Source organism: Rossellomorea sp. RS05 (assembly GCF_039822645.1).
GTDB classification, from domain to species: domain Bacteria; phylum Bacillota; class Bacilli; order Bacillales; family Bacillaceae_B; genus Rossellomorea; species Rossellomorea marisflavi_B.
The window spans coordinates 1,070,529-1,094,057 of sequence record NZ_JBDKWY010000001.1 but is presented as its reverse complement, the minus strand read 5'-3'; the positions used below and the strand labels follow the sequence as shown (position 1 = coordinate 1,094,057).

Below are 23,529 nucleotides of genomic sequence, written 5' to 3'. Positions count from 1 at the left end.
TAGGGTGAGGGGAAACGTGAAAAAAACAACAGAGGAATTTTTAATTGATCTGGAAAGCAGGGGATTTAAATTTCAAGAAGATGCCATCGGTTTCATATACTTCGGTAAACAATATACCGGTGCACCTGATGAAGTTGTCAACAGCGCCATCGAAATCACCCTGAAGGCCCAGAAGGCTTTTGACAGCAGCTTTTATATGTCCATACTTGAAAGGCTCCATACGCAGAGGATTTCTTCCAGGAAGGAAGCGCTGAAGTGGATGGATGCCCAGGGACTTGCATAAGAAAAAGGAAGGCCGAGTGGCTTCCTTTTTCTTTTAGTTCAAATGGATGGCTTTTCGTGCGAGCTCATCGGCTGCCTTATTTTCTTTGCTTGGAATCCATTTGCAGAAGAAGAGATCCAGCTTATCGATTTCTTCAAGGATGGCTGCAAGGATCGGTTTGTATTCTGAATGACGGACAAAGCGTTTTTCAATCGCCTGGATCACGGCTTGTGAATCACTGCGAAGCCATACGATGTCCGGCTTTTCACCTGTACAATACTCGAGCGCTTTCAGGCAGGCGGTGAACTCGGCCGAGTGGTTATCCATCGTGCCGAGGGGTAAAGAAAAAGTGGTGATCTTCCCATTTTCTTTAATGAAGATACCGGCACCGCTCGGCCCGGGGTTGCCTGCGCTCGCACCATCGATGTTTACCTCAATCATATGCATTCACCTCCTCCCTACCTTATATCAGGGCCGGGACGGAGTCAATCACCTAACCAAGGAGTGTTGAAACGTGGATATGCGCATCCGATTTACGTATAAGACGAAAACAAAATCATCGATAGAGTTCGAATCCAGTCCTTTCCCGAGGAAGGAAACCCTCATCCATGTGGATGATCTCATGAAGACGGGAAGGGTGCTTGACCTTGAAATCATCGACGAGATGGGATCATCCTGGACGAGGAAAGAATTCATCAAGCTCAACGAAGAATTGGAAAAGGAGCCGGAAAACATCCGGCTTTACTTTGACGGGGGCTTCGATAAGGAATCTTCCATGACGGGAATCGGCATCGTCATTTATTACGAAAAGGGCGGTGAGGGTTTCCGGATCCGGCGGAATGATCTGCTGGATTCACTTGAAAACAACAATGAAGCAGAATACGCAGCGCTTCATTATGCCCTATCGATCCTTCAAGAATTGGGGGTCAAAAACCAGCCTTGCGCTATTTACGGAGACTCTCAGGTAGTATTGAATCAGCTTGGTGGAGAGTGGCCCTGCTATGAAGCCGGTCTGGCAAAATGGCTGGAGAGGACCGAAACCCTCATCAAAAAGATTAGGATCAAAACTTCCCTGCACGTGATCGGCCGGAAAGATAATAAAGAAGCTGATAAGCTTGCCAACCAGGCACTTGAAGGAACAAGGGTGGAAAGCCACAAAAGTCTGGAATAAAGAAGCACCGATCATTATATCCTATAAAAGATCATGAACATGGAACCCGGAGGTGAAACCGGAAAGTGGAGCGTAAAGAATTGATCGATAAGGTGGATGAGCTGTCGGATGCTTATTGCAAGGGTTGCCTTTTGAAGGCTCATTTCCGCAAGGAGTACGGCAAAACCCATGCCCACCGTTTTTGCATAGAAGAATGTACCGTAGGAAGGGAAATCCGACGCTACGGAGAAAGATTGGGATAAGAAAAAGGCATCGATCCGGAGGATCGATGCCTTTTTTATTTATGGGTGGTTATGAATTATAATTTTACAACGTTTGCTGCTTGTGGTCCGCGATTTCCTTCAACGATATCGAAAGAAACGTCTTGACCTTCTTCAAGAGACTTGAAGCCGTCACCTTGAATAGCAGAGAAGTGTACGAATACGTCGTCTCCACCTTCAACTTCGATGAAACCGAAACCTTTTTCGTTGTTGAACCATTTTACTTTACCATTTTGCATAATCTAAATCCTCCTAAGTCGTTCAAGCACGTTGAGTGCCATGGGAAATATTTATCACGAAATGTTGATATTCCCGCTTTTGCAAGCGCCTACTAATCGTTCACTTCAATGATGTCTTTACTATACAATATGACGTTTTTCGAGTCAACATCAGGAGGGGCTTTTTGAGTAAATTTTACAAATCATTAAGAAAACAGGATTGACAACAGGATGGTCACACCTTAAAATTTGCACTAAGGAAACTTTTATAGTTAAAGTTAAAATAAATAAACTTGAGCAAAAATAGTGGCAAAGAGTAAAAGTATTGAATAGGGTAAGTGGAGAGAAAGGGAGGAATGGTCGAATGAAAGGGAGATTCATGATCGCCACGGTGATGGCAGTTGTCTTCATGATGGGTGGCTGCGCTCAGGAGAGTGGGACAAAAGAGAGCGGGAAGGTGAGGGTGACGGCGACGATCGGGCAGATCGGGGATGCCGTCAAGGAGATCGGTGGAGACCGTGTGGAGGTACAAACGCTGATGGGACCTGGAGTCGATCCCCATCTCTACAAAGCGAAGCAGTCTGATATCGGAAAGCTTCAAGAAGCAGACCTTATCTTCTATAGCGGACTTCATCTTGAAGGGAAGATGCTCGAAGTACTTCAGAAGGTGAACGAATCGAAGCCCGCTTATGCGATTTCCGAAAGCATTCCAAAAGAACGCCTTCGTGCAGATGAGGCCAATGATGCGGCTGTGGATCCGCATGTATGGTTCGATATCGAGCTCTGGAAGATTGCTGTTGGTGAGGTAAGGGATGGATTGATCAAGGAGGATCCCGCCCATGAGCAGGAATACAGAAAAAATACAGAAGCCTACTACGACAGGCTGGATGAATTGAAGAAATATGCTGAAGAGAAAATAGGCTCGATCCCTCCTGAGCAGCGCGTCCTGGTGACGGCGCATGATGCTTTCCACTATTTCGGTGATGCGTATGACATGGAAGTAATGGGACTTCAGGGCTTGAGTACGGATGCCGAATACGGATTGGGGGACGTCCAGGGGCTTGTTGAGACTCTTGCGGAAAGGGAGATCAAGGCCGTTTTCGTCGAATCAAGCATTTCAGAGAAATCAATCACAGCCGTGATGGAGGGCGTAAGGAAAAAGGGGAAAGACATCGACCTCGGCGGTGAGCTGTACTCCGATGCCATGGGAAAAGAGGGCACGGAAACAGGAACCTATGTAGGGATGTATAAACATAATGTCGATACAATCGTGAAAGCATTGAAATAGGGGGATGAGAAGATGACTTCGATAAACGTGCATGGTCTGACGGTGGCCTACCACCGGAAGCCGGTTTTGTCCGATGTAACATTCGAACTGCCGAAGGGAGTGATCATCGGGATATTGGGACCAAACGGGGCGGGTAAGACAACATTGATGAAAGCGATACTAGGTCTCGTCCAGCGCTCCACCGGAGAGGTGAGTGTCCTGGGTGAACCGTATTCCCCCAAGTCCAACAAAGTAGGATACGTACCACAGAGGGGAACGGTGGATTGGGACTTTCCGACGGATGCCCTTGATGTCGTCCGCATGGGAAGATACCGACACACCGGTTGGTTCCGCCTTCCTTCCAAAAAGGATACTGTAATGGCCCTGGATTGCCTGAAGCAAGTAGGCATGGAGGGGTTTGCTGGAAGACAGATAAGCCAGCTTTCCGGCGGACAGCAGCAAAGAGTCTTCCTAGCCCGGGCACTTGCCCAGGATACCGAAGTCTATTTTATGGATGAACCTTTTGCAGGAGTCGATGCTGCAACGGAGAAATCCATCATCGCCCTGTTGACCGAACTGAAGGATCAGGGCAAGACGGTCCTCGTGGTCCATCATGATCTTCAGACGGTTACCGACTATTTTGACTGGACCCTTTTGCTCAATCGCAGGGTGATTGCATGCGGACCGACAGAAGAAGTCTTTACCACGGAGAATTTAAGAAGTACGTACGGCGGAAAGCTAGCCTTTTTGGATAAGATCGGGAGCCTGTGAAGGAGGAAGTGCGGAATGGAATGGTTAAGCATCTTAAAGGATGGCAATACCCAGTGGGTCCTCCTGAGCACCCTTTTGCTCGGGATCGCAAGCGGGGTGATGGGGAGTTTCGCACTCCTGAGGAAACAAAGCCTTATCGGTGATGCCGTAGCCCATAGTGCGCTACCGGGCATATGTCTTGCCTTCATGATCATGGGTGAGAAGGACTTTTTTGGACTATTGGTGGGAGCTGCTGTCACGGGACTGATTGCGGCCTACTTGATCCAGGCTGTCACACGTACGTCCAAGATCAAGGAAGATACGGCCATTTGTCTCTTCCTTTCTGTCTTTTTCGGCCTGGGGATCGTCCTCTTAACCAAGGTGGCCCAGATGCCGAGCGGGAATCAAAGTGGTCTTGATCACTTCATCTTCGGTCAGGCAGCCTCCTTGGTGGGCAAGGATGTCTGGTTGATGGGGGGGACGGCCTTCGTCTTGATCCTGGTGATCACCGTCCTTTTCAAAGAGTTCAAGCTGATTACGTTCGATGCCCAGTTTGCCAAAGGGGTCGGACTGCCGGTACAGCGCCTGAACTTCTTGTTCTTGTCGCTCCTCGTCATCACTGTCATCGTCGGCATCCAGGCGGTGGGTGTGATCCTGATGGCGGCATTATTGATTACACCTGCCATCTCTGCTCGCTACTGGACGGATTCCCTGCATCGGATGGTCGCAATCGCTGGTGTTTTCGGGGGTGTATCCGGTGTCGTAGGTACCATCATCAGTGCCATGGGAAAAGGGCTTTCCACAGGTCCGTTCATCGTACTGACGGCGAGTGCGATCTTTGTTATATCCATTTTGTTTGCTCCTTCAAAGGGCATGATTTCAAAGGGAATGGAACGGAGAAGGAATGATAGAATACTCCTCAGGCGGAGCCTGCTGAAAGCAAGTCTAGGCGGGGGTTGTGGGATTTCAGAGATGCACGTGCGCCTGGGCACGAATGAGCGTAAAATGAGTGAGGCGATCCACCATTGCATGCATTCCGGATGGCTGTACAGTGATGGGGGTGAGATCGTACTGACAGAACAAGGGCGTCTCCAAGCTACCCACATCCTTTACGCGGATGAACTCCGTGAACTGAAGGAGATGTATCCTGCCGAAATGGCAGCATATGATGAAGGTTGGTTGGAAGAAGCTGCGGGGCAGACGCCCTCCGACGAGAACCTTATGGTGTTGATCCAAGAAAGAAAAGACGTATACAACCGCCATCCCTACATGCTGAAAGGAGTAAGAGGACAATGACATATGAGTTTTGGATCCTGCTTACAGGGGCTTTGGTCGGGGGGACCTGTGGAATGATGGGGTGTTTTCTCATCCTGAGGAAGATGGCGATGCTTGCCGACGCAATCAGCCACACGGTTCTCCTCGGCTTAGTGCTTGCCTTTTTGATCAGTCAGTCTTTGAACGGCGGCATCATGCTCGTGGGGGCAGCCGCTGCCGGTCTGTTCACTACCTACTTGATACAGGTGCTGAATGCAAAGGGCATACAAGAGGATGCTTCGATCGGTGTGGTGTTCACGACCCTCTTCGCGATCGGCGTCATCCTGATTTCTTTGTTCGCACAGAACGTCCATCTGGACGTGGAGCATGCCCTCATGGGTGAGATTGCGTTCATCCCATGGGATACATTGACCCTCCCCATGTTTGGTGAGGTTCCTAAATCGGTGGTGATGCTTACAGCCGTACTGCTCCTCGATCTTGTCGTGGTCCTTCTGCTTTTCAAGGAGTTCAAACTCACATCATTTGACCCGGGTATGGCGGCAGCCATGGGTTTTCCCGTCCTTCTGCTGCACTACGTCATGATGACCCTTGTTTCCGTTACGACCGTATCGGCATTTGACAGCGTGGGGGCGATCCTGGTGGTGGCCATGCTCATCGCACCTGGGGCCACGGCCTATTTATGGACCGACCGCTACCTGAAGATGATTTTGTTGAGTGTAATCATCGGTGTATTCGATAGTATCGCCGGTTACTATGCAGCCAAATGGTTGGATGTTTCCATATCAGGAAGCATGGCAGTTGTCGCCGGATTGGTTTTCCTTCTGACTTGGATCCTATCACCCCGTCATGGGCTGATTGCACGATTTTCCGTTTTGAGATCTGGGAGAGGATAAGCTCGGGTTGTATTCATCCAATTCTTATAGTAAACTTTTAATGATATTGAAGGGAATTTGGAGGGTACAGAATGCCTACACCAAGCATGGAAGATTATATAGAACAAATTTATTTGCTGATTGAGAATAAAGGATACGCAAGAGTATCGGATATTGCAGAGGCATTGTCCGTCCATCCCTCCTCAGTAACCAAAATGGTGCAGAAGCTAGATAAGGATGACTACCTCGTTTATGAGAAATACCGTGGGCTCGTTCTGACTCCCAAAGGGAATAAAGTTGGAAAACGTTTAGTGTATAGACATGAACTGCTGGAGCAATTCCTGACCGTCATCGGCGTGAAGGATGAACATATCTATGAAGACGTGGAGGGGATCGAACATCACCTCAGCTGGGATTCCATCGACCGGATCGGAGACCTTGTACAGTATTTTGAAGAAGACAAAAAGCGGGTGGAAGAGCTCCGCTTCATACAAAATCGAAGTGAATAAGTAAAGGAAGGGCTGATTGAGATTCAGTCCTTCCTTTTTTTGATGGAATTAAAAGATGGAAGGATACTGATCGAACTGGTCATCCGATTCTGCGTCACCGTCGGGTGGGAACTGGAGTGTGCCTTCATTCGCCTCCATGACGGCCTTCCTGTATGAAATGATGCGACCGGATGAGGTCTCGAAGTTGATAATCCCACCTGCTTCATTCCGCTGTACTGCGACGATCTGTTCCATGGGGATTCCTCCTGTTTCATAAAGGTTCGTATGTTAGTATGGACTGAAAGCGCCAGATTCATAACTTGCTTCCCATAGGGAGGTTTTTAACCCTTTTCTCACGAATGAAGGGGAGAGAAACAGTGAAAGGAAGGATCATTATGGAAGAATGGGGAAAAACAGCACAGGAAAAATGGGAGGGAAATGCGGGAAACTGGCATTCCAGAAGCGAAGAGATGTGGCTGACGGGCAGTAGGAAACAGATTTTGCCTTTTGTGGAGAAGCATGTTCCGAAAGCTTCTCACATAGGGGACCTCGGCTGTGGTGACGGGGCCGGTTCCCATCTGTTGCGGCAAGCGGGCTACGAAGTGACAGGAATGGATTTTTCAAACAATATGATCGATCTTGCGAAGCGATACGAAGGGGATGATCTTCGTTTCGTTCAGGGTGATCTGACATCCATGCCCTTCCGTGATCATGCATTCAATGGTGTGATGGCCATCAATTCCATCGAGTGGCTGGAGGATCCACTAGAGGCACTTAAAGAGGTTGAACGGGTAGTGATCCCTGGGGGGTATATCGTCATCGGACTGCTCGGTCCGACGGCACATCCGAGGGAGAATGCCTTTCCCCGATTGACAGGCGGGAAAGCGGTGTGCAATACGATGATGCCATGGGAGCTCGTGAAACTTTCAACTGAGCTTGGATGGGAGGCTGTGGATGAAGAATGGGTATTCAAGAAAGGTGTGAAAGGGGACGCTATCACAGGACTTGATCATGAGCTGAAGCAGGCACTCTCATTCATGACGCTGTTCATGTTTACATCACCCGGCTGAATCATGATAGAATAATGGAATGATTCTATCTTTCATGAGTAGGTGACACATATATGACAACAACGAAACAAGTGAAATCTGATATTACCATTGCACAGGAAGCCGAGCTGCATCCGATCCTGGACATCGCTTCATCCATCGGTCTTGCAGAGGATGAAGTCGAGCTATACGGCAGGTTCAAAGGCAAAATCACCTTTGATGCGATTGAAAAACGCAAGGGGGCGTCTGAAGGAAAGGTGATTTTGGTCACATCCATCAATCCGACCCCTGCGGGTGAGGGGAAATCCACGGTGACAGTAGGACTTGGGGATGCCCTGACCCGTCTGGGGAAACAGTCCATCATCGCCATGAGGGAGCCTTCACTCGGCCCCACGATGGGGATCAAAGGCGGGGCAGCTGGAGGTGGATATGCTCAGGTCGTCCCGATGGAAGACATCAATCTACATTTCACCGGTGACATCCATGCCATCACATCTGCCAATAATGCCCTTGCCGCACTCCTCGATAATCATATCCATCAGGGAAACGAGCTAGGGATCGACCCACGGAGAATTGTATGGAAGCGTGCGCTTGATATGAATGACCGGGCCCTGCGGCATACGGTCATCGGTCTCGGAGGAGCAGTTCAAGGTGTACCGCGTGAAGAAGGTTTTGATATCACGGTGGCTTCCGAAATCATGGCCGTCCTGTGCCTGTCAAACAGCCTGGATGAACTGAAGGACAGGCTTGCCGGCATGGTCATCGCCTATGGATATGACCGTAAGCCCGTCTACGTCAGAGACCTTGGGGTAGAGGGTGCTCTTACCCTCCTGTTGAAGGATGCCCTTAAACCAAATCTCGTACAGACCATCGAACACACTCCTGCGCTGGTGCATGGCGGTCCTTTCGCCAATATCGCCCATGGGTGCAATAGTGTCATGGCCACGCGTACAGCCATGAAGCTCGGCGACTATGTTGTGACGGAATCGGGCTTCGGAGCGGATCTCGGTGCCGAGAAGTTCCTGAATATCAAGAGCAGGGCGGCAGGCATTGCCCCTTCCGCCGTTGTATTGGTGGCCACCATACGCGCCCTGAAGATGCACGGAGGGGTCAATAAGATGGAACTGGCAACGGAAAATACACAGGCACTAGAAGTGGGTCTGGCCAATCTTGAGAAGCATATGGAAACCCTCGAGGCATTCGAGGTACCTTATGTAGTGGCCATCAACCGGTTCATCACCGATAGTGAAACAGAAATCACCCTGTTGAAGAAGTGGTGTGAAGACCGTGGTGTGTCTGTTGCCCTTACCGATGTTTGGGCCAACGGCGGCGAAGGGGGACTGGAGCTTGCCGAGAAAGTCCTATCAGAAATCGAGATGAACAAAAAAGTCTTGAAGCCAATCTACGAGCTGACCGATTCAATTTCCGAAAAGATCGAAAAAATTGCCATGACGGTCTATGGTGCCGAGGGAGTCGACTTTTCCCCGAAGGCATTTAAACAGATCGAGCAATTCGAATCAGAAGGATGGGGTGGCCTTCCTGTATGCATGGCGAAGACCCAATACTCACTGTCTGATGACCCTGTTAAACTGGGCCGCCCATCGGGATTCAGAATTACGATCAGGGAATTGAAGCCAAAGATCGGTGCTGGATTCATCGTCGCACTGACCGGTGATGTCATGACCATGCCAGGCCTGCCGAAATCACCTGCAGCCAATCAAATGGACGTGGCTTCGGATGGCAGGGCCATCGGCCTGTTTTAACGAGAGGAGGGGGAGAGATGTTCGACCCTACGGCTTTTGATAATTTGAAGGTGGTACTGGAAGGTGCCGTCTATGACTTCGATCTCGGTGGGGAAATCGACATCGTTGATCGCAAGGATCTCTTCGATTTCGCCCACTATGAGAGGAAGTATCAGATACAATACCGATTAAAAGGAACACAGGGAGCGTCTGTCCGTCTAGAACTGAAGGCCGATGCCGGTCACTTCTTGGCGGAACGGAATGGTTTTGCAAGGGGGAATCGTGCAGGTGCCGTTATAGCGTTCACCTACCTGGGAGATGATTCCCTCCTGTCGTCCCGTAAAGCACTGGAAGAGTTTTGGGGTCAGGGAACTTCATGGGAATGGCTCACCATCTCTTCATCACATGGGGAAACCCGGGTGGAAGGCATCCTCGCATTCTTCAGGGTCATCACAGAGGAAATGGTCGATGATGTGATTGAAATGGTGGCTCATTCCATCGAATCTCTTCTGAAATAAGAGGAATTCACATATAGTAGGGAAAAAGGGGGTCGTCCAGATGAAAGTGGCCTGGGTGACAGACAGTACAGCATTTGTGGGGAATGGAATGGAAGATATACATGTGGTTCCCATGCATATCAGCTTCGGGGATCGTGAATATTTGGATGGAGTCGACCTGACGCTGGAAGGGTTATACGAGAAGCTTGAGGAGGAACGGGTGGCCGGTAAGACGTCCCAGCCGTCCATCGGTACATTTGTCTCTTTGTATGAGAAATTGGCAAAAGATCATGATGTCATCTTCTCCGTACATGTTTCCTCCCACTTCAGCGGCACGTATGCTTCGGCTGTCCAGGCGGCGGACATGATGAAAGAGGTTTTCCCAGCCATCTATTGCGTGGATTCCAAGATCCTTTCCTATCCCCTGACGGACCTGATCCGTTATGGGCAGGCCCTTGACCGGGAGGGGGTCTCGCATGAAGAGATCAAAACGCGCCTTGAAGAAAGGGCCGCACAGTCAAGGACGTTTGTGATGGTGGGAAGTCTTGAACAGCTTCATAGGAGCGGAAGAATGAGCGGGCTCAGTTTTTTTCTTGGGAGCATGCTTCACATCAAACCGCTCCTTACCATCCGTGACGGGAAACTCTCCGTCGACCAGCGGGTAAGGAATCACCGTAAGGGCCTTGCCCTTATGAAACAACGGCTCTCCGCTGCCAAGGTTAGGGAGGCGTTCATTCTGTATGGATTGAACAGGGAGGAAGCCAACAAGTGGATGGAGGAACTGAAGGGTGAATTTCCCAAGATTCACTTCTCTCCCTATCCCCTTGCTGCCGTGATCGGGATCCATGCGGGCTCGGATACACTTGGGATCAGCTGGTACGAGGAAAATGGGAGCGGTAAGGCTTGAGCCTTCCGCTCCTTTTTCTTCAAATGGGGAAGGGAAATTGGTACAATGGGGTGAAAGGTGTGAGGGGTTTGAATAAGCTTGAACTGATGGAAGAGATGCGCCGGACGTATGGTCTCGACCCTGGTGGTCATGACTGGCATCATCTGGAGCGCGTGAGAAGGCTCGCTTTATACATAGCAGAGGAAGACCATATGGGAGATCGAGACGTCATAGAGTGGGCGGCGATCCTCCACGACGTAGCCGACGAAAAGCTCAATCCGACACCGGGTGAAGGAACTAGGAAGCTTGAGGAGTGTCTCCGTCAATTGCCTGTTACAACAGTAACCTTGGAGACGATCCGGGAAGTGATACACGCCATGGGGTTCAAAGGCGGTAGCGTCGATGATCCGGTATTACCTGAAGCAATGGTACTCAGGGATGCAGACCGTCTCGACGCCATGGGTGCGATCGGCATTTCAAGGGTTTTCGCCTATGGCGGATGGAAAGGCCAACCGATCCATCTTCCCGACCTTCCCGTCAGGGAGCAGATGACGAACGATGAATATAGGAATGGTCCTTCCACAAGCATCAATCATTTCCATGAAAAACTGTTCAAGTTGAAAGACCGAATGCTGACACCGACGGGAAAACGCCTCGCAGAAGAGCGCCATGCAGTCATGAAAGACTTCATCAGGCAATTCACTATAGAATGGAATGGTCCACAATGAGAATGATTACAGGGGAACACCTGTCGAAAACATATGGGGAGAAGACGATCTTCAATGAGATCTCCTTCTCCATTGCAGAAAGGGAGCGCGTCGGCCTCATCGGCGTCAATGGAACGGGTAAGTCCAGTTTGCTCAAACTGATTGCCGGTATAGAAGAAGGCGATTCTGGCGAAATCATGAAGCCGAATGATTACAGGATCGCATATCTTCCTCAAGATCCATCCTTCGATCCGGATCTGTCGGTCCTGCAGCAGATCTTTAAAGGGGAAGCCGCTGTGATGAAGGCCATGAGGAGATACGAATCGGCACTCCTACGGATGGAAAGCGGCTACGAAGATGAAGGGGTCCAATCTGAATTCATGAACGCGCAGAAAGAGATGGACACACTGAATGCGTGGGAAGCGAGTGCAGAGGCGAAAGCGATCCTGACCAAGCTTGGCATCACCGAATTCTCAAAGCGTATGGGTGAATTATCGGGAGGACAGAAGAAGCGTGTCGCACTTGCCGGTGTACTTATCGAGACACCGGATCTTCTCATTTTGGACGAGCCGACGAACCATCTCGACTATCAGTCCATCAAATGGCTGGAAGATTACCTGGGCAAATACAATGGATCGGTCCTATTGGTCACCCATGACCGCTACTTCCTTGATGCGGTCACAAATCGCATCTTTGAACTGGATGGGGGGAAGCTGTTCCATTATAAGGGGAACTATGCAGACTTCATCGAAGCGAAGGCCGTCCGTGAAGAAAATGAACGTCAACAGTCGATCAAGCAGAACAACCTCTATCGCCGTGAACTTGCCTGGATGAGGAGGGGGGCGAAGGCCCGTTCCACCAAGCAAAAAGCACGCATCCAGCGCTTTGATGAGCTGGAGGATGCGAAAGGATCAGGTGGGAGAAGTTCGGAGATGGAGGTTTCCATCGGAGGTGATCGACTCGGGAAGCAGGTATTCGAGTTGAAGGATGCCGTGAAGACTTTCCAAGGGAATGTCATCCTAGATGGATACAATCGGCTCATCAAACCGAAGGACCGGATCGGGATTGTCGGGAAGAACGGCAGTGGCAAGTCCACGCTCTTGAATATCCTTGCCGGACGCGAGGAACTGACCTCCGGCGAACTCATTACGGGTCAGACCGTAAAGGTTGCTTATTATACCCAAGAACATGAAGAACTTGATGAAAACATGAGGATGATCGAATATCTAAGGGAAGCTGGGGAGTACGTGACCACCGATAAGGGTGAACAGATTTCTGTCACATCCATGCTCGAGCGGTTCCTGTTCCCGATGAGCACCCATGGGACCCTGATACGGAAGCTTTCCGGTGGAGAGAAGAGGAGATTGTTCCTTTTGAGACTCCTTATGGGGAAACCCAATGTCCTGCTTCTGGATGAGCCGACGAATGACCTTGATACGGAAACATTGACGGTCCTAGAAGATTATATCCATGAATTTACCGGAGTGGTCATCACCGTATCACATGATCGTTATTTCCTTGACAAGACGGCAAGAGAGCTCCTGATCTTCAACGGACAGGGCAGCATCGATTCCTATTTAGGGGAATATACCGAGTACCTGGAACGATCTCAGCAGGCAGCCGTCAAACCCCAGACCATCAAGAAGGAAGCAGCTCCCCAGGCAGTCCAGAAAGAAAAAAAACGCCTGTCCTATATGGAGAAGAGGGAATGGGATGAGCTGGAAGACAAGATGGCGGACATCGAATCAAGAATCGAACAGGTCAATGTGGAACTGCAGGGGATCGGCAGTGATTTCACGAAAGCCCAGCAGCTTATGGACGAGAGTGCCAAGCTCAACGAACAGCTGGAACACCTGATTGAACGGTGGAGCTATCTGTCCGAATTCGCCGAGTAGGGCCGATCATTTAGACGAAAGCACACGTTATGATAAAATGAGTGAAAGATCTTGAGAAAGGGGAGCGTGCAATGAGGATACTCTCGATCGAACCGACTCCGAGTCCGAATACAATGAAGGTTCTTCTCGACGAAGAATTGAAGGCCGGCCGGAGTAATAATTATAAAAAAGATCAAGCAGACGGGGCACCTGCCATCATTAAAAGCATCCTTTCAATAGAAGGGATCAAAGGGGTCTATCATGTCGCGGATTTTCTTGCAGTCGAGCGTAATGCCAAATTCGACTGGCAGGCCCTTCTGTCAGAAGTAAGACAGGCTTTTGGTGAAGAGGGATCCCAATCGGAAACAGGACAGATGGAAGAACATTTCGGAGAGGTAAATGTGGCCGTACAGATGTTCAAAGGAATCCCGATGCAGGTCAAACTGACCGACGGGGAAGTTGAAAAACGATTCTCTCTTCCAGCAGCTTATATCGAGGCCATCGGTGAGGCTCAAAAAGAAGGGGACAACGTCGTCTTGCTCCGGAAATGGAAAGACTACGGTGTCCGGTACGGAGACTTGGAGGAAATTGGTGCCCAGGTTGTGGATGAACTTCAGGCAGCCTTCCCTCAAAGACGTTTGAAGGACTTGGTTGAGCAGGCTGATCGGACCACGATTCCTGAGCCGAGGAAGAAGCTTAAACTTTCTCTTTCAGATTTGGAAGAAGACGATTGGCAAATCCGCTATCAACGGCTCGATGCCATGGAAGATCCTACACTTGACGACCTTCCCCTCCTGGAAAAGGCACTGAACGATGAAAAAGTGTCTATCCGGAGGCTGGCGGTCGTCTATGCAGGGATGATCGAGGATGAAAAAGTCCTTCCCCTCTTATATAAAGGGTTGGAGGACTCCTCTGTGTCCGTCAGGCGTACAGCAGGTGACTGTCTTTCGGATCTTGGATTCACACAGGCGATTCCGGTCATGATAGATGCCTTGAAAGACAAGAGCAAGCTGGTCCGCTGGCGTGCCGCCATGTATCTCTATGAGGTTGGCGATGAGAGCGCACTCGAGGGATTGAAGGCTGCAGAGGATGATCCAGAGTTCGAAGTGCGACTACAGGTGAAGATGGCCATCGAAAGGATTGAAGGTGGAGAAGAAGCCAAAGGATCCGTTTGGAAGCAAATGACTGAAGCCCGTTCAAAAAAAGATTAGAAAGGATGATGACATTATGTCAATGGCATATGAAGAATATATGAGACAGCTTGTACAGCCTATGAGACAAGAGCTCACTGGAGCAGGATTCAAAGAATTGAAGGATGAAGAGGAAGTAAAAACCTTTATGGATGGAGCAGAAGGTACGACCTTGGTTGTCGTGAACTCGGTTTGCGGGTGTGCAGCAGGACTTGCCCGTCCCGCTGCGACGCAATCGGTATTGAACGATAAGGCCCCGGATCATCTGGTCACGGTATTCGCAGGGCAGGACAAAGAAGCCACGATGAAGATGCGTGAGTACTTCAATGGCTATGAGCCTTCCTCTCCTTCCATGGCACTCCTGAAAGGAAAGGAAGTCGTCCATTTCATCCCACGTGAAGAAATTGAAGACCATGATATCGGAAGCATCATCTCCAACTTGACGGGTGCTTTCGAGCAGCACTGTTAATAGGCAGCGGATGGCGTATGGCCATCCGTCCTTTTTTATGTATAGACTTTATCAGGAAAACAGGTGAATCCAAATGGAAGAGATGTTTGTTACAACTTCTGGCAGGGCCGATGAATCCGTCAAATTGAGAGCTAAAGCCTTTGCAGGGAAGTTTCAGATTCCCTATATTGAACGGAAGAAAAGGTCCATCGCCAATTATATGGACCACCATCAGGCAGACTGCCTGGTCCTGGGGAAAGAGCGGGATGAGCTGCATCGAAGGGGGGAGCAGCCCTTCTTCTTCCATCCGAACTCAGCTTCATTCCGGATCAAGAGAGTCCTGAGGGGAGAATCCGATCCGTTCATTGAAGCAGCCGGATTGAAAAAGGGAATGACCATGCTCGACTGCACATTGGGCCTCGCATCCGATAGCATCATCGCAAGCGCGGTGGTCGGCAGGACCGGATCTGTAACGGGAATCGAAGCCAATCCGTATGTGGCCCACATCCTAAAACGTGGACTGAAAGAGTGGGTATCCCCACTACCTGAGCTCAATGATGCCATGAAGAGGCTCAAAGTGATCAATGGTCTGTCACAGTCCCTCTTGAAGGAACTGCCCGATGACTCCTTCGACGTTGTCTACTTCGATCCCATGTTTGAAGAAGGCTTGACCGATTCCCATGGTATCAATCCGATCCGGAGCTGGGCCCACTATGAACGGCTCACCGGTGAAACGATAGAAGAAGCAAAACGGGTGGCGAAAGAGAGGGTCCTCCTTAAGGAACATTTCCGTTCTACTTTATTCGGGGAACATGACTTCAAGGTTTTGATCAGACCTTCCTCGAAATTCCACTATGGCACCATCGATCTTTGATGGGTGTGAAAATAAAGGGACCTGGAAGCATCCGCTTCCAGGTCCCTTTATTACTCAATCGGTGACAGCCAAAACACAAAAATACCCTAACAATAGCAAGAAACCAATGCTGATCATCAAGCCAGTATCCATCTTTTTCTCTCCTTTACACATACTTCTAATCCTATACTACCACATCGCAAGCAGGTTATCCTCGGAAAATGAAAGCTTTTTCACCACTTTTTCAGAAAAGATAGTATAATGATAGATAATAAAGCTTTGACCCGTACATGCTATGGGCAGGTTTATCCAATGAAACATCACATGACGATTCCAACAACGATATACGCTACCAAAAAAAGAAAGGACGTTCCCTATGTCGATCTGGATCAAAAAATCGTTTTTCATCCTATTATCCATCCTGACATTCGGTCTGGTTTCCCCGACCCAGCCATTCCTGAATGAGGACAATCATGCCCTAGCAAAGGGTAACGGGAAATCATCCACCTTCGAATCAAGTACGGAAGACCCGGCGGAAGAAGAAGGGATGCTTTCAAGGGAGGACTTCCTGGATACCATCATGGCTCAGGCTGAACTTCATTCATATGAAAAATTTGGTACGAAAATCAAACCTGTGATCGAAGATGAATTCAGATCGGTCGTGCTTCCGAATCTTGAAAAAGCCATTGCAAGGACCGCTACTGATTTTCCTGATGAAGACTTGAGCTCACTTGTCATTTCAGAGGTGCCGGAATACGTCAAGACGGAGAAAATCTTTCACATTTACGACAGCCGTACCGGAAAAGACGTTATCCGGTTTCATGTAAGGAAGGATCACCCGCCAAAAGACGGATATTATTTCAACTTCCACTATCATACGGCACATGATCAATTCATGGCCCATCATGATCTTGGAAGCATCTATTGGAACAAGAATATGCCTCCGCAGTGGAGGAGCCTTTCCTGATAGGAAGATGCGCGATGCACAATGGTCGCGCTTTTTTATATGGAGTATAAAATGAGTCCTATTGGAACCCAGGTACATTCTTGCATGAAGAACCAAGGCTTCTACGATTGGAAGCAGGAGAAGTATGAAGGCATCCTCCTGTTCAATAAAGTCGAACTATTACAGTGATCAGGGGCTGACAGCTTAGTATGTTATCACCATGTCTCACTCGCCCGATTTCCTTCTAAGGGAAGTGGGTTTACTAAAACTATGTTGGAGGAGATTCGTATGCAAATGCCGGTACATATTGTGGCAGCAGGAGGGTTTGTTACAAATGAGAAAGATGAGATTTTATTAGTCAAAACCCGACGGGACGGGCACTGGGTATTTCCAGGAGGACAAATAGAGGTCGGGGAAAACCTGATCGATGGGGTGATCAGAGAGGTTAAAGAAGAAAGTGGAATGGATGTGACAGTTTCCCATCTGGTAGGGGTTTTTTCCAACACAGCCACGTACGAAGGACATAGCGGAGTGAAGATTGTACCGACAAAAGTGATGTTTGATTTTGTTTGTGAACCCGTTGGTGGTGAATTCAACACTTCGGTTGAAACATCAGATGTCCGCTGGGTCCGTAAAGAAGACGTGTTGAACATGATATCTGCCCCTGCCCTTCGTACACGCTATCAGGCTTATTTGAATTTTGAGGGAAGTGTCCAGTATATGGACTACGTGACCAAGCCGGAGTTTGAAGTGAAATCCAAGAGAAGCATATAAGGCGGGGGCTTCCAATCGAAGGTTCCAGACGAGAGGACATAAACCTGCCAACAGGGATAGGGGATCCCCTATACTCTAGTTGGCTTTTACCTTAAGGCGCCATACAATTGGAATCAACCGGCCATTCTGGATTTTAAAGCTTTTATCCATCCACGCTATATTCCAAAATCTCCGTATCATTGTGAGGAAAGTAGCAATCATGTACACTATGGATATGGATACCGTTTACCGTCATCATATGATAATCGGGCTCTTTCTGGTAGAATGGTCTTTTGCACCCTATGGACCGATAGAAGATGACGGCCAATCAATAAGATATGAAGGTGATGACAGATGAAACAATATTTAGATTTATGCAAACATGTACTTGATCATGGTACGGAAAAAGGGGACAGGACTGGGACGGGTACGATCAGTACCTTCGGATACCAGATGAGGTTCGATCTTCAGGAAGGTTTCCCCCTCGTTACAACGAAGAAACTTCATGTCAAATCCATCATCCATGAACTTCTCTGGTTTTTAAATGGGGATACGAATGTGAAATATCTACAGGATAACGGGGTAAGGATCTGGAATGAGTGGGCCGATGAAAACGGCGAGTTGGGACCTGTTTATGGTCATCAGTGGAGATCATGGCCTGGAAAAGACGGAGAAACGATCGACCAGATCAAAAATCTCATCACCACCATTAAAAATAATCCAGACTCCAGGAGAATGATCGTCAGTGCTTGGAACGTTGCCGATGTAGATTCCATGGCCCTCCCGCCTTGTCACTGCTTGTTCCAATTCTACGTGTCGGAAGGTAAGCTGTCTTGTCAGCTCTACCAGCGTTCTGCCGATGTTTTCCTCGGTGTCCCGTTCAACATCGCTTCGTATGCTCTCCTTACCATGATGGTGGCACAGGTATGCGATCTGGAGCCGGGTGAATTCGTACATACATTCGGGGATGTTCACATCTATCAGAACCATGTGGAACAGGTGAACCTGCAGCTGACAAGGGATCCACGTCCGCTTCCGAAACTAGAGATCAATCCAGATGTGAAGGATATATTCGGATTCCGCTTTGAAGACTTCACGTTGAGCGGCTATGATCCCCATCCCCATATCAAAGGAGTCGTGTCTGTATGATTTCATTTATTTGGGCAATGGATAAGAACGGTTTGATCGGCAAGGACAATGCCCTGCCATGGCGCCTGCCGGAAGATCTGAAATTCTTCAAGCGCACCACACTGGGTCATCCGGTTGTGATGGGGAGGAAAACATTCGAGTCTTTCGGCAAGCCGCTTCCGGAGAGGGAGAATGTAATTCTGACGAGGAATGCTTCTTTCTCTCATGATGAATGCACGGTCTTCCATCACGTGGAAGAAGTCCTGGCATTTGCTGAAAAACAGCAGGGAGAGACGTTCATTATCGGTGGAAGCAATGTGTACGAACAGTTCCTGCCCCATGCGGATAAACTCTATGTGACCACGATCCACCACGCATTCGAAGGTGACACCCATATGTCGGAAGTCCCTTGGGATGACTTCACCCTTGTATCGACGGAAAAAGGGTTGAAAAACGATAAGAATCCTTATGATTATGAGTTCAAGACATTCTTGCGTAAATGAAAAAGCAGTCAGCCTCCAGATGAAGGCTGACTGCTTTTTTGCTGTGATCTTATACGTAAAAAAGGATGCAGAAGTACATGAAGCTGCTGCCTGCCAGTACGAAAAGATGCCAAATGGCATGATTGTAAGGGATCTTCTTCCATACATAGAATATGGCTCCGACAGAATAGAGGATACCGCCGGTAAGCAGCAAATCGAATCCCGCAGGAGTCAGACTTTCGTAAAGGGGCTTGATTGCTGCAAGCACGAGCCATCCCATGACAAGGTAAAAGAGGGTCGATACGATTTGAAAACGATCCACGAAGTAACACTTGAAGATGATGCCAACGATGGCAAGCCCCCATACAATACCGAATAATGTCCAGCCAAGGGCACTTCTCACACTCACGAGCATAAGTGGCGTATAGGTGCCGGCGATGAGCACATAGATGGCTGAATGGTCCAGGACGGCGAAGACATTCTTTGCCTTGGAAGGTTTGAAGCTATGAAGGAGCGTGGAGAAGAGATAAAGCAGGATCATGGATGCGCCGAAAATGGAGAAACTGACCACGTGCCAGGCCGAGCCTTTATCCACGGCGAAGAGGACGAGCATGATGAGTGCCGGGATACTCAAGATCAAGCCGATTCCATGGGTGATAGCATTGGCTATCTCTTCCTTCCAGTTTGAAAAATCGAAATCATAGGTCAATCTAAACATCCTTTCTGAATGAGATTGTCTCTCCATGATAAATCTCTTAGGGAGGGAATGCAAACTTTATCACATTAAAGGGATGGGGATATAAATTTTTTACCAGTGTAGGTTTTGACATATTTTGCAGTGGGAATTGAGGTATAATAGAAGTACAAACGGGCATAAAAGAGGATTGATACTTTGCTGACAAAAACCATTGAGTTCAAAACAAAGTATGGACAGAAGATTAAAGTCCACGGGATCCCGGTCATGAAAAATGACCATCCCCACTGGTTCACTGTAAATATGAGGCTGCGCCTTTATCTGGGCGGGCTGCATAAGCAGGGACCTGGGACCTACAGTTTCAGGGAATACTTGAAGAGAACGTTGAAATGGTCGGAATTTGAAAAGATTTATCAATCAGAAGAACTGAAGAACAATGCTTGACCGGATGGAGTGCCACTGCTAAGCCATAGAGCTTTGCGGCGGCGCTTTATTCGTTTGTGGGCAGATGGTTCAAGACGCTACCCCCGGAATCACGTTTTGTGGAGAAACGGTGAAATCCTTTTCATCTATTTAAATATCAAACAAAGCACGCTATAATGAGAGGGATAAGGAAGATAGGATGTGGCTAACATGGAGAAAATCAAAATTGTAACGGATTCAACAGCAGACTTATCGGAAGATATAATCAAGGATTTGGAAATACATGTGGTTCCACTTTCGATCTCCATCGAAGGGGAAACGTATTTAGATAGAGTGGACCTTTCACCTGAAATGTTCCTGGAAAAGATGAAAGCCTCGGATGAACTACCAAAAAGTTCACAGCCTTCAGCAGGGGTGTTCGCAGAACTGTATGACGAACTGGGCAAAGATGGATCGAAAGTGATTTCCATCCATATGACGGGTGGCATGAGCGGTACAGTCCGTTCTGCGGAATCCGCGGCTGAGATCACCGATACAGATGTCACGGTTGTCGATTCCCGGTTCATTTCAAGGGGTCTCGGTTTTCAGGTGATCGAGGCGGCGAAACTCGCCAGGGAAGGTAAGGGCGTGGAGGAAATCCTCAAGGCCATTACAGAAATCCGTGAAAAGACACAGCTTTATGTGGTAGTGGATACGCTCGAAAATCTCGTCAAAGGAGGACGTATCGGAAAAGGAAAAGCCATGATCGGCTCCTTGCTGAACATCAAGCCGATTGCTTCCCTTGCAGGTGGAGAGTACACTCCCGTGGCAAAAGTCAGGAGCCACACCCAGGTCGTGAAATTCCTTGTGCAGCAATTCATGGAAGATGTGAAAGGCAAAACCATAAAAGGCGTAGGGCTTTGTCATGCGGACGGACTGGCCCTTGCCCAGAACCTTAAAACAAAAATCGCCGAAAAGACCGGATACGATCAGTTCGATATCGGTCACACCACACCGATCATCAGCACCCATACGGGGATCGGGGCAATCGGCTTCACGTATTATACGGATTGATCAAAAAGAGACGAAAGCCTGAGCTTTCGTCTCTTTTTTGTTATCAGGAAGGCATGGGGGTCGGGGTTGGCTTCGCATATCCCTCATTGTATTTCTCATCAATGGCTTTGCGGATTTCCTTGATCGATTTTCCCTTGTTATATTCGACAATGGATTCGGCGGCAATTTCAAGGCACACCCCACAGCGGGTCCCGTGGTCATCCCATATGGTCTCCTCACTATCCTTCTGTTGGACAAAGCAGTTAAAATTGCTTTTATGTCCGGCAGAATCACTACAACCGCAGTAGCACGGTATGTACTCGAGAAGTTCCTGGTGCTGAGCAGATGCCGCATAGATCGTTCTCATGGTATCCTCTTTCCCATCAAGGAATGAGGGAAGAATGTCGGGGGACGCCGTTTTTTCCTGGATATCCTCATTCATGACGGCATGACTTTCGTGATCATGCTCCTCTGTTGTTTTTTCCTCTTCGGAGCATCCGGCAATGAAAAGCGTCATCACCATGAACAGTGAGATAAATACATGACGTTGCTTCACTCAAAAACCTCCTACACTATCGTATGTAATTGAATTGTAACATTCATTTATCATCGTGCCATACATACAATAGTCATAGAATGTTGAACGTTTTGTCACAAATCTCTAATGGATTGTATCCGCCTTCATCGACCGCTTGTGACACGGACTTATTGCCCTTAAGCCTCTTTATCTGATACACTAGTAACTTCAAAACGTCTGGATCATGTTTCGGTCTGATTGAAGAGTGATATACTATATATAAAGGAAAGGCGAGGTGAATATGATGAAAAAATGGAGTGTTCTCATTCTCGCTTTTGTATTTTTCTTGTCGGGGTGTTCCATAGAAGATGCGGCGAAGCATGTTTCGAGGCAGGTTTCCGACTGGGAAAAAGACCAGCCTCCCGAAGCGTTCATTCCGAAGAATTTGAATGTCACCTCCGTCGGGGATTCCCTGACCCAGGGGGTTGGAGATAGTACCGACAGCGGGGGGTATGTACCTTATCTTGAGAAGCTTCTTGAATCCACCGATGGCGTCAAGGATGCCGACTTCCATAATTATGGCGTCAGGGGTAATCGGACCGATCAATTGTTGAAGAAAATCAAAACCGATGAAGTGAAGTCTTCCATCGAAAAATCCGATGTGGTCATGATCACGATCGGTGGCAATGATGTCATGAAGATCTTCAAGCAGAATCTTTCCAAGCTCAAGCTTGATGTCTTTCAACAGGAGCAGATTGCCTATCAGGAGAGGTTGAAAGAAATCCTCGATACGATCAGGGAATACAATCCCGATGCCGGAATCGTCCTTGTCGGGCTTTATAATCCTTTCAATACATGGTTTTCCGATATTGAAGAGGTGGAAGAAATCATTGATAGTTGGAATGAAGGAAGTCGTGAAGTGCTGGATGACTATGATCGTTCCCTGTTCGTCGAGATTGACGATCTGTTCATTGATGCCGGTGACGAATTGCTGTTCGAGGATTATTTCCATCCGAATGACGATGGGTATGAGCTCATTGCAGAGCGTATGTTTAAAAGGATGACGAAGGGGGAAACATTAGCTTCGTTGACAAGTAAAGAGAAAAATCAATAGGAAGAGGAGTCGCCATGAAGAGCAAATGGAAAGTGGGGTTCTTTGCATTAGCCGGGCTGATACTGGCAGTGATCATCGTCCTTCTGATCATGGTATCTGCACCGATCAAGGACGACCCGGTTCCTAAAGGGAATCCTGACGAAAACAATGATGTCGGATTCAATATCCAGACAGATAAAGAGGACTTGAACCTGATCATCGAGCATTATATCGAAGAAGAGGGCATGGATGGCCCGGTTGATTACGGAGTACAACTGAAGGATGATGTTGAACTTATCGGCTCTGTACCCGTATTCACCTCGAATCTTGATTTCAAATTGACATTCGAACCGGAAGCCCTTGAGAATGGGGATATCCTACTTAAGCAAAAATCCATCTCACTCGGTAAACTTAAGCTACCAGTCTCTTACGTGCTTAAAATCGTCAGGGACTCCTATAATTTCCCCGAGTGGGTGAAGATTCGACCAAATGATGAAGAAATCTATGTGGCCCTTCAGGATATGGAGCTGAAGAGCGACATCAAGGTGCGTGCGAATGAATTCAATTTGAAGGATGACCGTATCTCCTTCCGATTGCTCGTTCCCGTTGATCGTGCCCTGCAAAATTAAAAGAAGGCAGCCGACCCGGCTGC

At 48.4% G+C, this 23,529-nt stretch carries 30 protein-coding genes; 25 read left to right on the top strand and 5 right to left on the bottom strand.

What is annotated here, in order from left to right; genetic code table 11:
* Window positions 1-16 precede the first annotated feature (16 nt).
* The gene (locus ABJ225_RS05685; protein ID WP_079516265.1) at window positions 17-283 is read left to right on the top strand and encodes a DUF6123 family protein; all 267 of its coding nucleotides are present in this window, start codon (window positions 17-19) and stop codon (window positions 281-283) included.
* 33 nt (window positions 284-316) lie between these two features.
* On the opposite strand, the gene ABJ225_RS05680 is transcribed toward ABJ225_RS05685, so the two are convergent.
* The gene (locus tag ABJ225_RS05680) at window positions 317-703 is read right to left on the bottom strand and encodes a reverse transcriptase-like protein (RefSeq protein ID WP_079516264.1); all 387 of its coding nucleotides are present in this window, start codon (window positions 701-703) and stop codon (window positions 317-319) included.
* 79 nt (window positions 704-782) lie between these two features.
* On the opposite strand from ABJ225_RS05680, the gene ABJ225_RS05675 reads away from it, so the two are divergent.
* A complete protein-coding gene (locus ABJ225_RS05675; protein WP_251404815.1) occupies window positions 783-1,433 on the top strand; it encodes a reverse transcriptase-like protein in 651 nt (216 codons plus the stop codon).
* Between the two features lie 65 nt (window positions 1,434-1,498).
* The gene (locus tag ABJ225_RS05670; protein WP_079516262.1) at window positions 1,499-1,675 is read left to right on the top strand and encodes a zinc-finger domain-containing protein; all 177 of its coding nucleotides are present in this window, start codon (window positions 1,499-1,501) and stop codon (window positions 1,673-1,675) included.
* Window positions 1,676-1,731: 56 nt separating this feature from the next.
* Here the strand turns inward: ABJ225_RS05670 and cspD are convergent, their stop codons facing one another.
* Window positions 1,732-1,932 (bottom strand): cold-shock protein CspD, encoded by a 201-nt coding sequence (cspD, locus tag ABJ225_RS05665; protein ID WP_048005834.1) that lies wholly within the window; start codon window positions 1,930-1,932, stop codon window positions 1,732-1,734.
* A 343-nt stretch (window positions 1,933-2,275) separates the two neighbouring features.
* Here cspD and ABJ225_RS05660 point away from each other — a divergent pair, with 343 nt between their 5' ends.
* The 5 genes from ABJ225_RS05660 (at window position 2,276) to mntR (ending at window position 6,584) form a co-directional block, all read left to right on the top strand.
* Window positions 2,276-3,199: a metal ABC transporter solute-binding protein, Zn/Mn family gene (locus ABJ225_RS05660; protein ID WP_347318927.1), complete on the top strand. Its 924-nt coding sequence runs from the start codon at window positions 2,276-2,278 to the stop codon at window positions 3,197-3,199.
* A gap of 12 nt (window positions 3,200-3,211) precedes the next feature.
* Complete coding sequence (locus ABJ225_RS05655; RefSeq protein WP_079516260.1) at window positions 3,212-3,949, top strand: metal ABC transporter ATP-binding protein; 738 nt, start codon at window positions 3,212-3,214, stop codon at window positions 3,947-3,949.
* A 15-nt stretch (window positions 3,950-3,964) separates the two neighbouring features.
* Window positions 3,965-5,224 carry a metal ABC transporter permease gene (locus tag ABJ225_RS05650; protein WP_218246058.1) on the top strand — a complete coding sequence of 420 codons (1,260 nt, stop codon included), beginning with the start codon at window positions 3,965-3,967 and terminating at the stop codon, window positions 5,222-5,224.
* Window positions 5,221-6,096, top strand: a complete 876-nt coding sequence (locus ABJ225_RS05645; protein ID WP_218246057.1) for a metal ABC transporter permease — start codon at window positions 5,221-5,223, stop codon at window positions 6,094-6,096. The genes ABJ225_RS05650 and ABJ225_RS05645 overlap by 4 nt, the downstream gene beginning before the upstream one ends.
* Window positions 6,097-6,167: 71 nt before the next feature.
* A complete protein-coding gene (gene mntR / locus ABJ225_RS05640) occupies window positions 6,168-6,584 on the top strand; it encodes a transcriptional regulator MntR (protein ID WP_053426793.1) in 417 nt (138 codons plus the stop codon).
* 48 nt (window positions 6,585-6,632) lie between these two features.
* On the opposite strand, the gene ABJ225_RS05635 is transcribed toward mntR, so the two are convergent.
* Entirely contained in the window at window positions 6,633-6,818 is a 186-nt protein-coding gene (locus ABJ225_RS05635; RefSeq protein ID WP_218246056.1) for a DUF3892 domain-containing protein, read from the bottom strand.
* Window positions 6,819-6,958: 140 nt separating this feature from the next.
* On the opposite strand from ABJ225_RS05635, the gene ABJ225_RS05630 reads away from it, so the two are divergent.
* The 13 genes from ABJ225_RS05630 to ABJ225_RS05570 all read left to right on the top strand — a co-directional run bounded on the left by ABJ225_RS05630 (window position 6,959) and on the right by ABJ225_RS05570 (window position 19,139).
* On the top strand, window positions 6,959-7,633 hold the full coding sequence (locus tag ABJ225_RS05630) for a class I SAM-dependent methyltransferase (protein WP_347318923.1): 675 nt from the start codon (window positions 6,959-6,961) through the stop codon (window positions 7,631-7,633).
* 53 nt (window positions 7,634-7,686) lie between these two features.
* Window positions 7,687-9,375: a formate--tetrahydrofolate ligase gene (locus ABJ225_RS05625; RefSeq protein ID WP_056535888.1), complete on the top strand. Its 1,689-nt coding sequence runs from the start codon at window positions 7,687-7,689 to the stop codon at window positions 9,373-9,375.
* A gap of 17 nt (window positions 9,376-9,392) precedes the next feature.
* Window positions 9,393-9,872: a hypothetical protein gene (locus ABJ225_RS05620; protein ID WP_218246055.1), complete on the top strand. Its 480-nt coding sequence runs from the start codon at window positions 9,393-9,395 to the stop codon at window positions 9,870-9,872.
* 40 nt (window positions 9,873-9,912) lie between these two features.
* Window positions 9,913-10,758, top strand: coding sequence for a DegV family protein (locus ABJ225_RS05615; protein WP_347318921.1), 846 nt, complete (start codon window positions 9,913-9,915; stop codon window positions 10,756-10,758).
* Between the two features lie 68 nt (window positions 10,759-10,826).
* Window positions 10,827-11,465 (top strand): HD domain-containing protein, encoded by a 639-nt coding sequence (locus tag ABJ225_RS05610; protein ID WP_258523412.1) that lies wholly within the window; start codon window positions 10,827-10,829, stop codon window positions 11,463-11,465.
* Window positions 11,462-13,339, top strand: a complete 1,878-nt coding sequence (locus ABJ225_RS05605; protein WP_056535897.1) for an ABC-F family ATP-binding cassette domain-containing protein — start codon at window positions 11,462-11,464, stop codon at window positions 13,337-13,339. The genes ABJ225_RS05610 and ABJ225_RS05605 overlap by 4 nt, the downstream gene beginning before the upstream one ends.
* Before the next feature lie 71 nt (window positions 13,340-13,410).
* Window positions 13,411-14,529, top strand: coding sequence for a conserved virulence factor C family protein (locus ABJ225_RS05600; RefSeq protein WP_056535900.1), 1,119 nt, complete (start codon window positions 13,411-13,413; stop codon window positions 14,527-14,529).
* A 16-nt stretch (window positions 14,530-14,545) separates the two neighbouring features.
* Window positions 14,546-14,977: a BrxA/BrxB family bacilliredoxin gene (locus ABJ225_RS05595; RefSeq protein WP_347318918.1), complete on the top strand. Its 432-nt coding sequence runs from the start codon at window positions 14,546-14,548 to the stop codon at window positions 14,975-14,977.
* Between the two features lie 82 nt (window positions 14,978-15,059).
* Window positions 15,060-15,830, top strand: coding sequence for a class I SAM-dependent methyltransferase (locus ABJ225_RS05590; protein WP_056538451.1), 771 nt, complete (start codon window positions 15,060-15,062; stop codon window positions 15,828-15,830).
* Between the two features lie 355 nt (window positions 15,831-16,185).
* Window positions 16,186-16,776 carry a YpjP family protein gene (locus ABJ225_RS05585; protein WP_218246050.1) on the top strand — a complete coding sequence of 197 codons (591 nt, stop codon included), beginning with the start codon at window positions 16,186-16,188 and terminating at the stop codon, window positions 16,774-16,776.
* A gap of 267 nt (window positions 16,777-17,043) precedes the next feature.
* Window positions 17,044-17,529: an NUDIX hydrolase gene (locus ABJ225_RS05580; RefSeq protein ID WP_218246049.1), complete on the top strand. Its 486-nt coding sequence runs from the start codon at window positions 17,044-17,046 to the stop codon at window positions 17,527-17,529.
* A gap of 333 nt (window positions 17,530-17,862) precedes the next feature.
* Complete coding sequence (locus ABJ225_RS05575; protein WP_056535914.1) at window positions 17,863-18,657, top strand: thymidylate synthase; 795 nt, start codon at window positions 17,863-17,865, stop codon at window positions 18,655-18,657.
* The gene (locus ABJ225_RS05570) at window positions 18,654-19,139 is read left to right on the top strand and encodes a dihydrofolate reductase (RefSeq protein ID WP_347318915.1); all 486 of its coding nucleotides are present in this window, start codon (window positions 18,654-18,656) and stop codon (window positions 19,137-19,139) included. Before ABJ225_RS05575 ends, ABJ225_RS05570 begins: the two co-directional genes overlap by 4 nt.
* A 49-nt stretch (window positions 19,140-19,188) precedes the next feature.
* Here the strand turns inward: ABJ225_RS05570 and trhA are convergent, their stop codons facing one another.
* On the bottom strand, window positions 19,189-19,836 hold the full coding sequence (trhA, locus tag ABJ225_RS05565) for a PAQR family membrane homeostasis protein TrhA (protein ID WP_056538453.1): 648 nt from the start codon (window positions 19,834-19,836) through the stop codon (window positions 19,189-19,191).
* A gap of 174 nt (window positions 19,837-20,010) precedes the next feature.
* Here trhA and ABJ225_RS05560 point away from each other — a divergent pair, with 174 nt between their 5' ends.
* Window positions 20,011-20,256: a DUF2535 family protein gene (locus ABJ225_RS05560; RefSeq protein WP_056535920.1), complete on the top strand. Its 246-nt coding sequence runs from the start codon at window positions 20,011-20,013 to the stop codon at window positions 20,254-20,256.
* A 189-nt stretch (window positions 20,257-20,445) separates the two neighbouring features.
* Window positions 20,446-21,288 carry a DegV family protein gene (locus ABJ225_RS05555; protein WP_056535923.1) on the top strand — a complete coding sequence of 281 codons (843 nt, stop codon included), beginning with the start codon at window positions 20,446-20,448 and terminating at the stop codon, window positions 21,286-21,288.
* A gap of 43 nt (window positions 21,289-21,331) precedes the next feature.
* Here the strand turns inward: ABJ225_RS05555 and ABJ225_RS05550 are convergent, their stop codons facing one another.
* On the bottom strand, window positions 21,332-21,790 hold the full coding sequence (locus ABJ225_RS05550; protein ID WP_347319313.1) for a PCYCGC motif-containing (lipo)protein: 459 nt from the start codon (window positions 21,788-21,790) through the stop codon (window positions 21,332-21,334).
* A 298-nt stretch (window positions 21,791-22,088) separates the two neighbouring features.
* On the opposite strand from ABJ225_RS05550, the gene ABJ225_RS05545 reads away from it, so the two are divergent.
* Window positions 22,089-22,898 (top strand): SGNH/GDSL hydrolase family protein, encoded by an 810-nt coding sequence (locus ABJ225_RS05545; protein WP_056535926.1) that lies wholly within the window; start codon window positions 22,089-22,091, stop codon window positions 22,896-22,898.
* 14 nt (window positions 22,899-22,912) lie between these two features.
* Window positions 22,913-23,506, top strand: a complete 594-nt coding sequence (locus ABJ225_RS05540; protein ID WP_056535929.1) for a YpmS family protein — start codon at window positions 22,913-22,915, stop codon at window positions 23,504-23,506.
* Window positions 23,507-23,529: the final 23 nt, after the last annotated feature.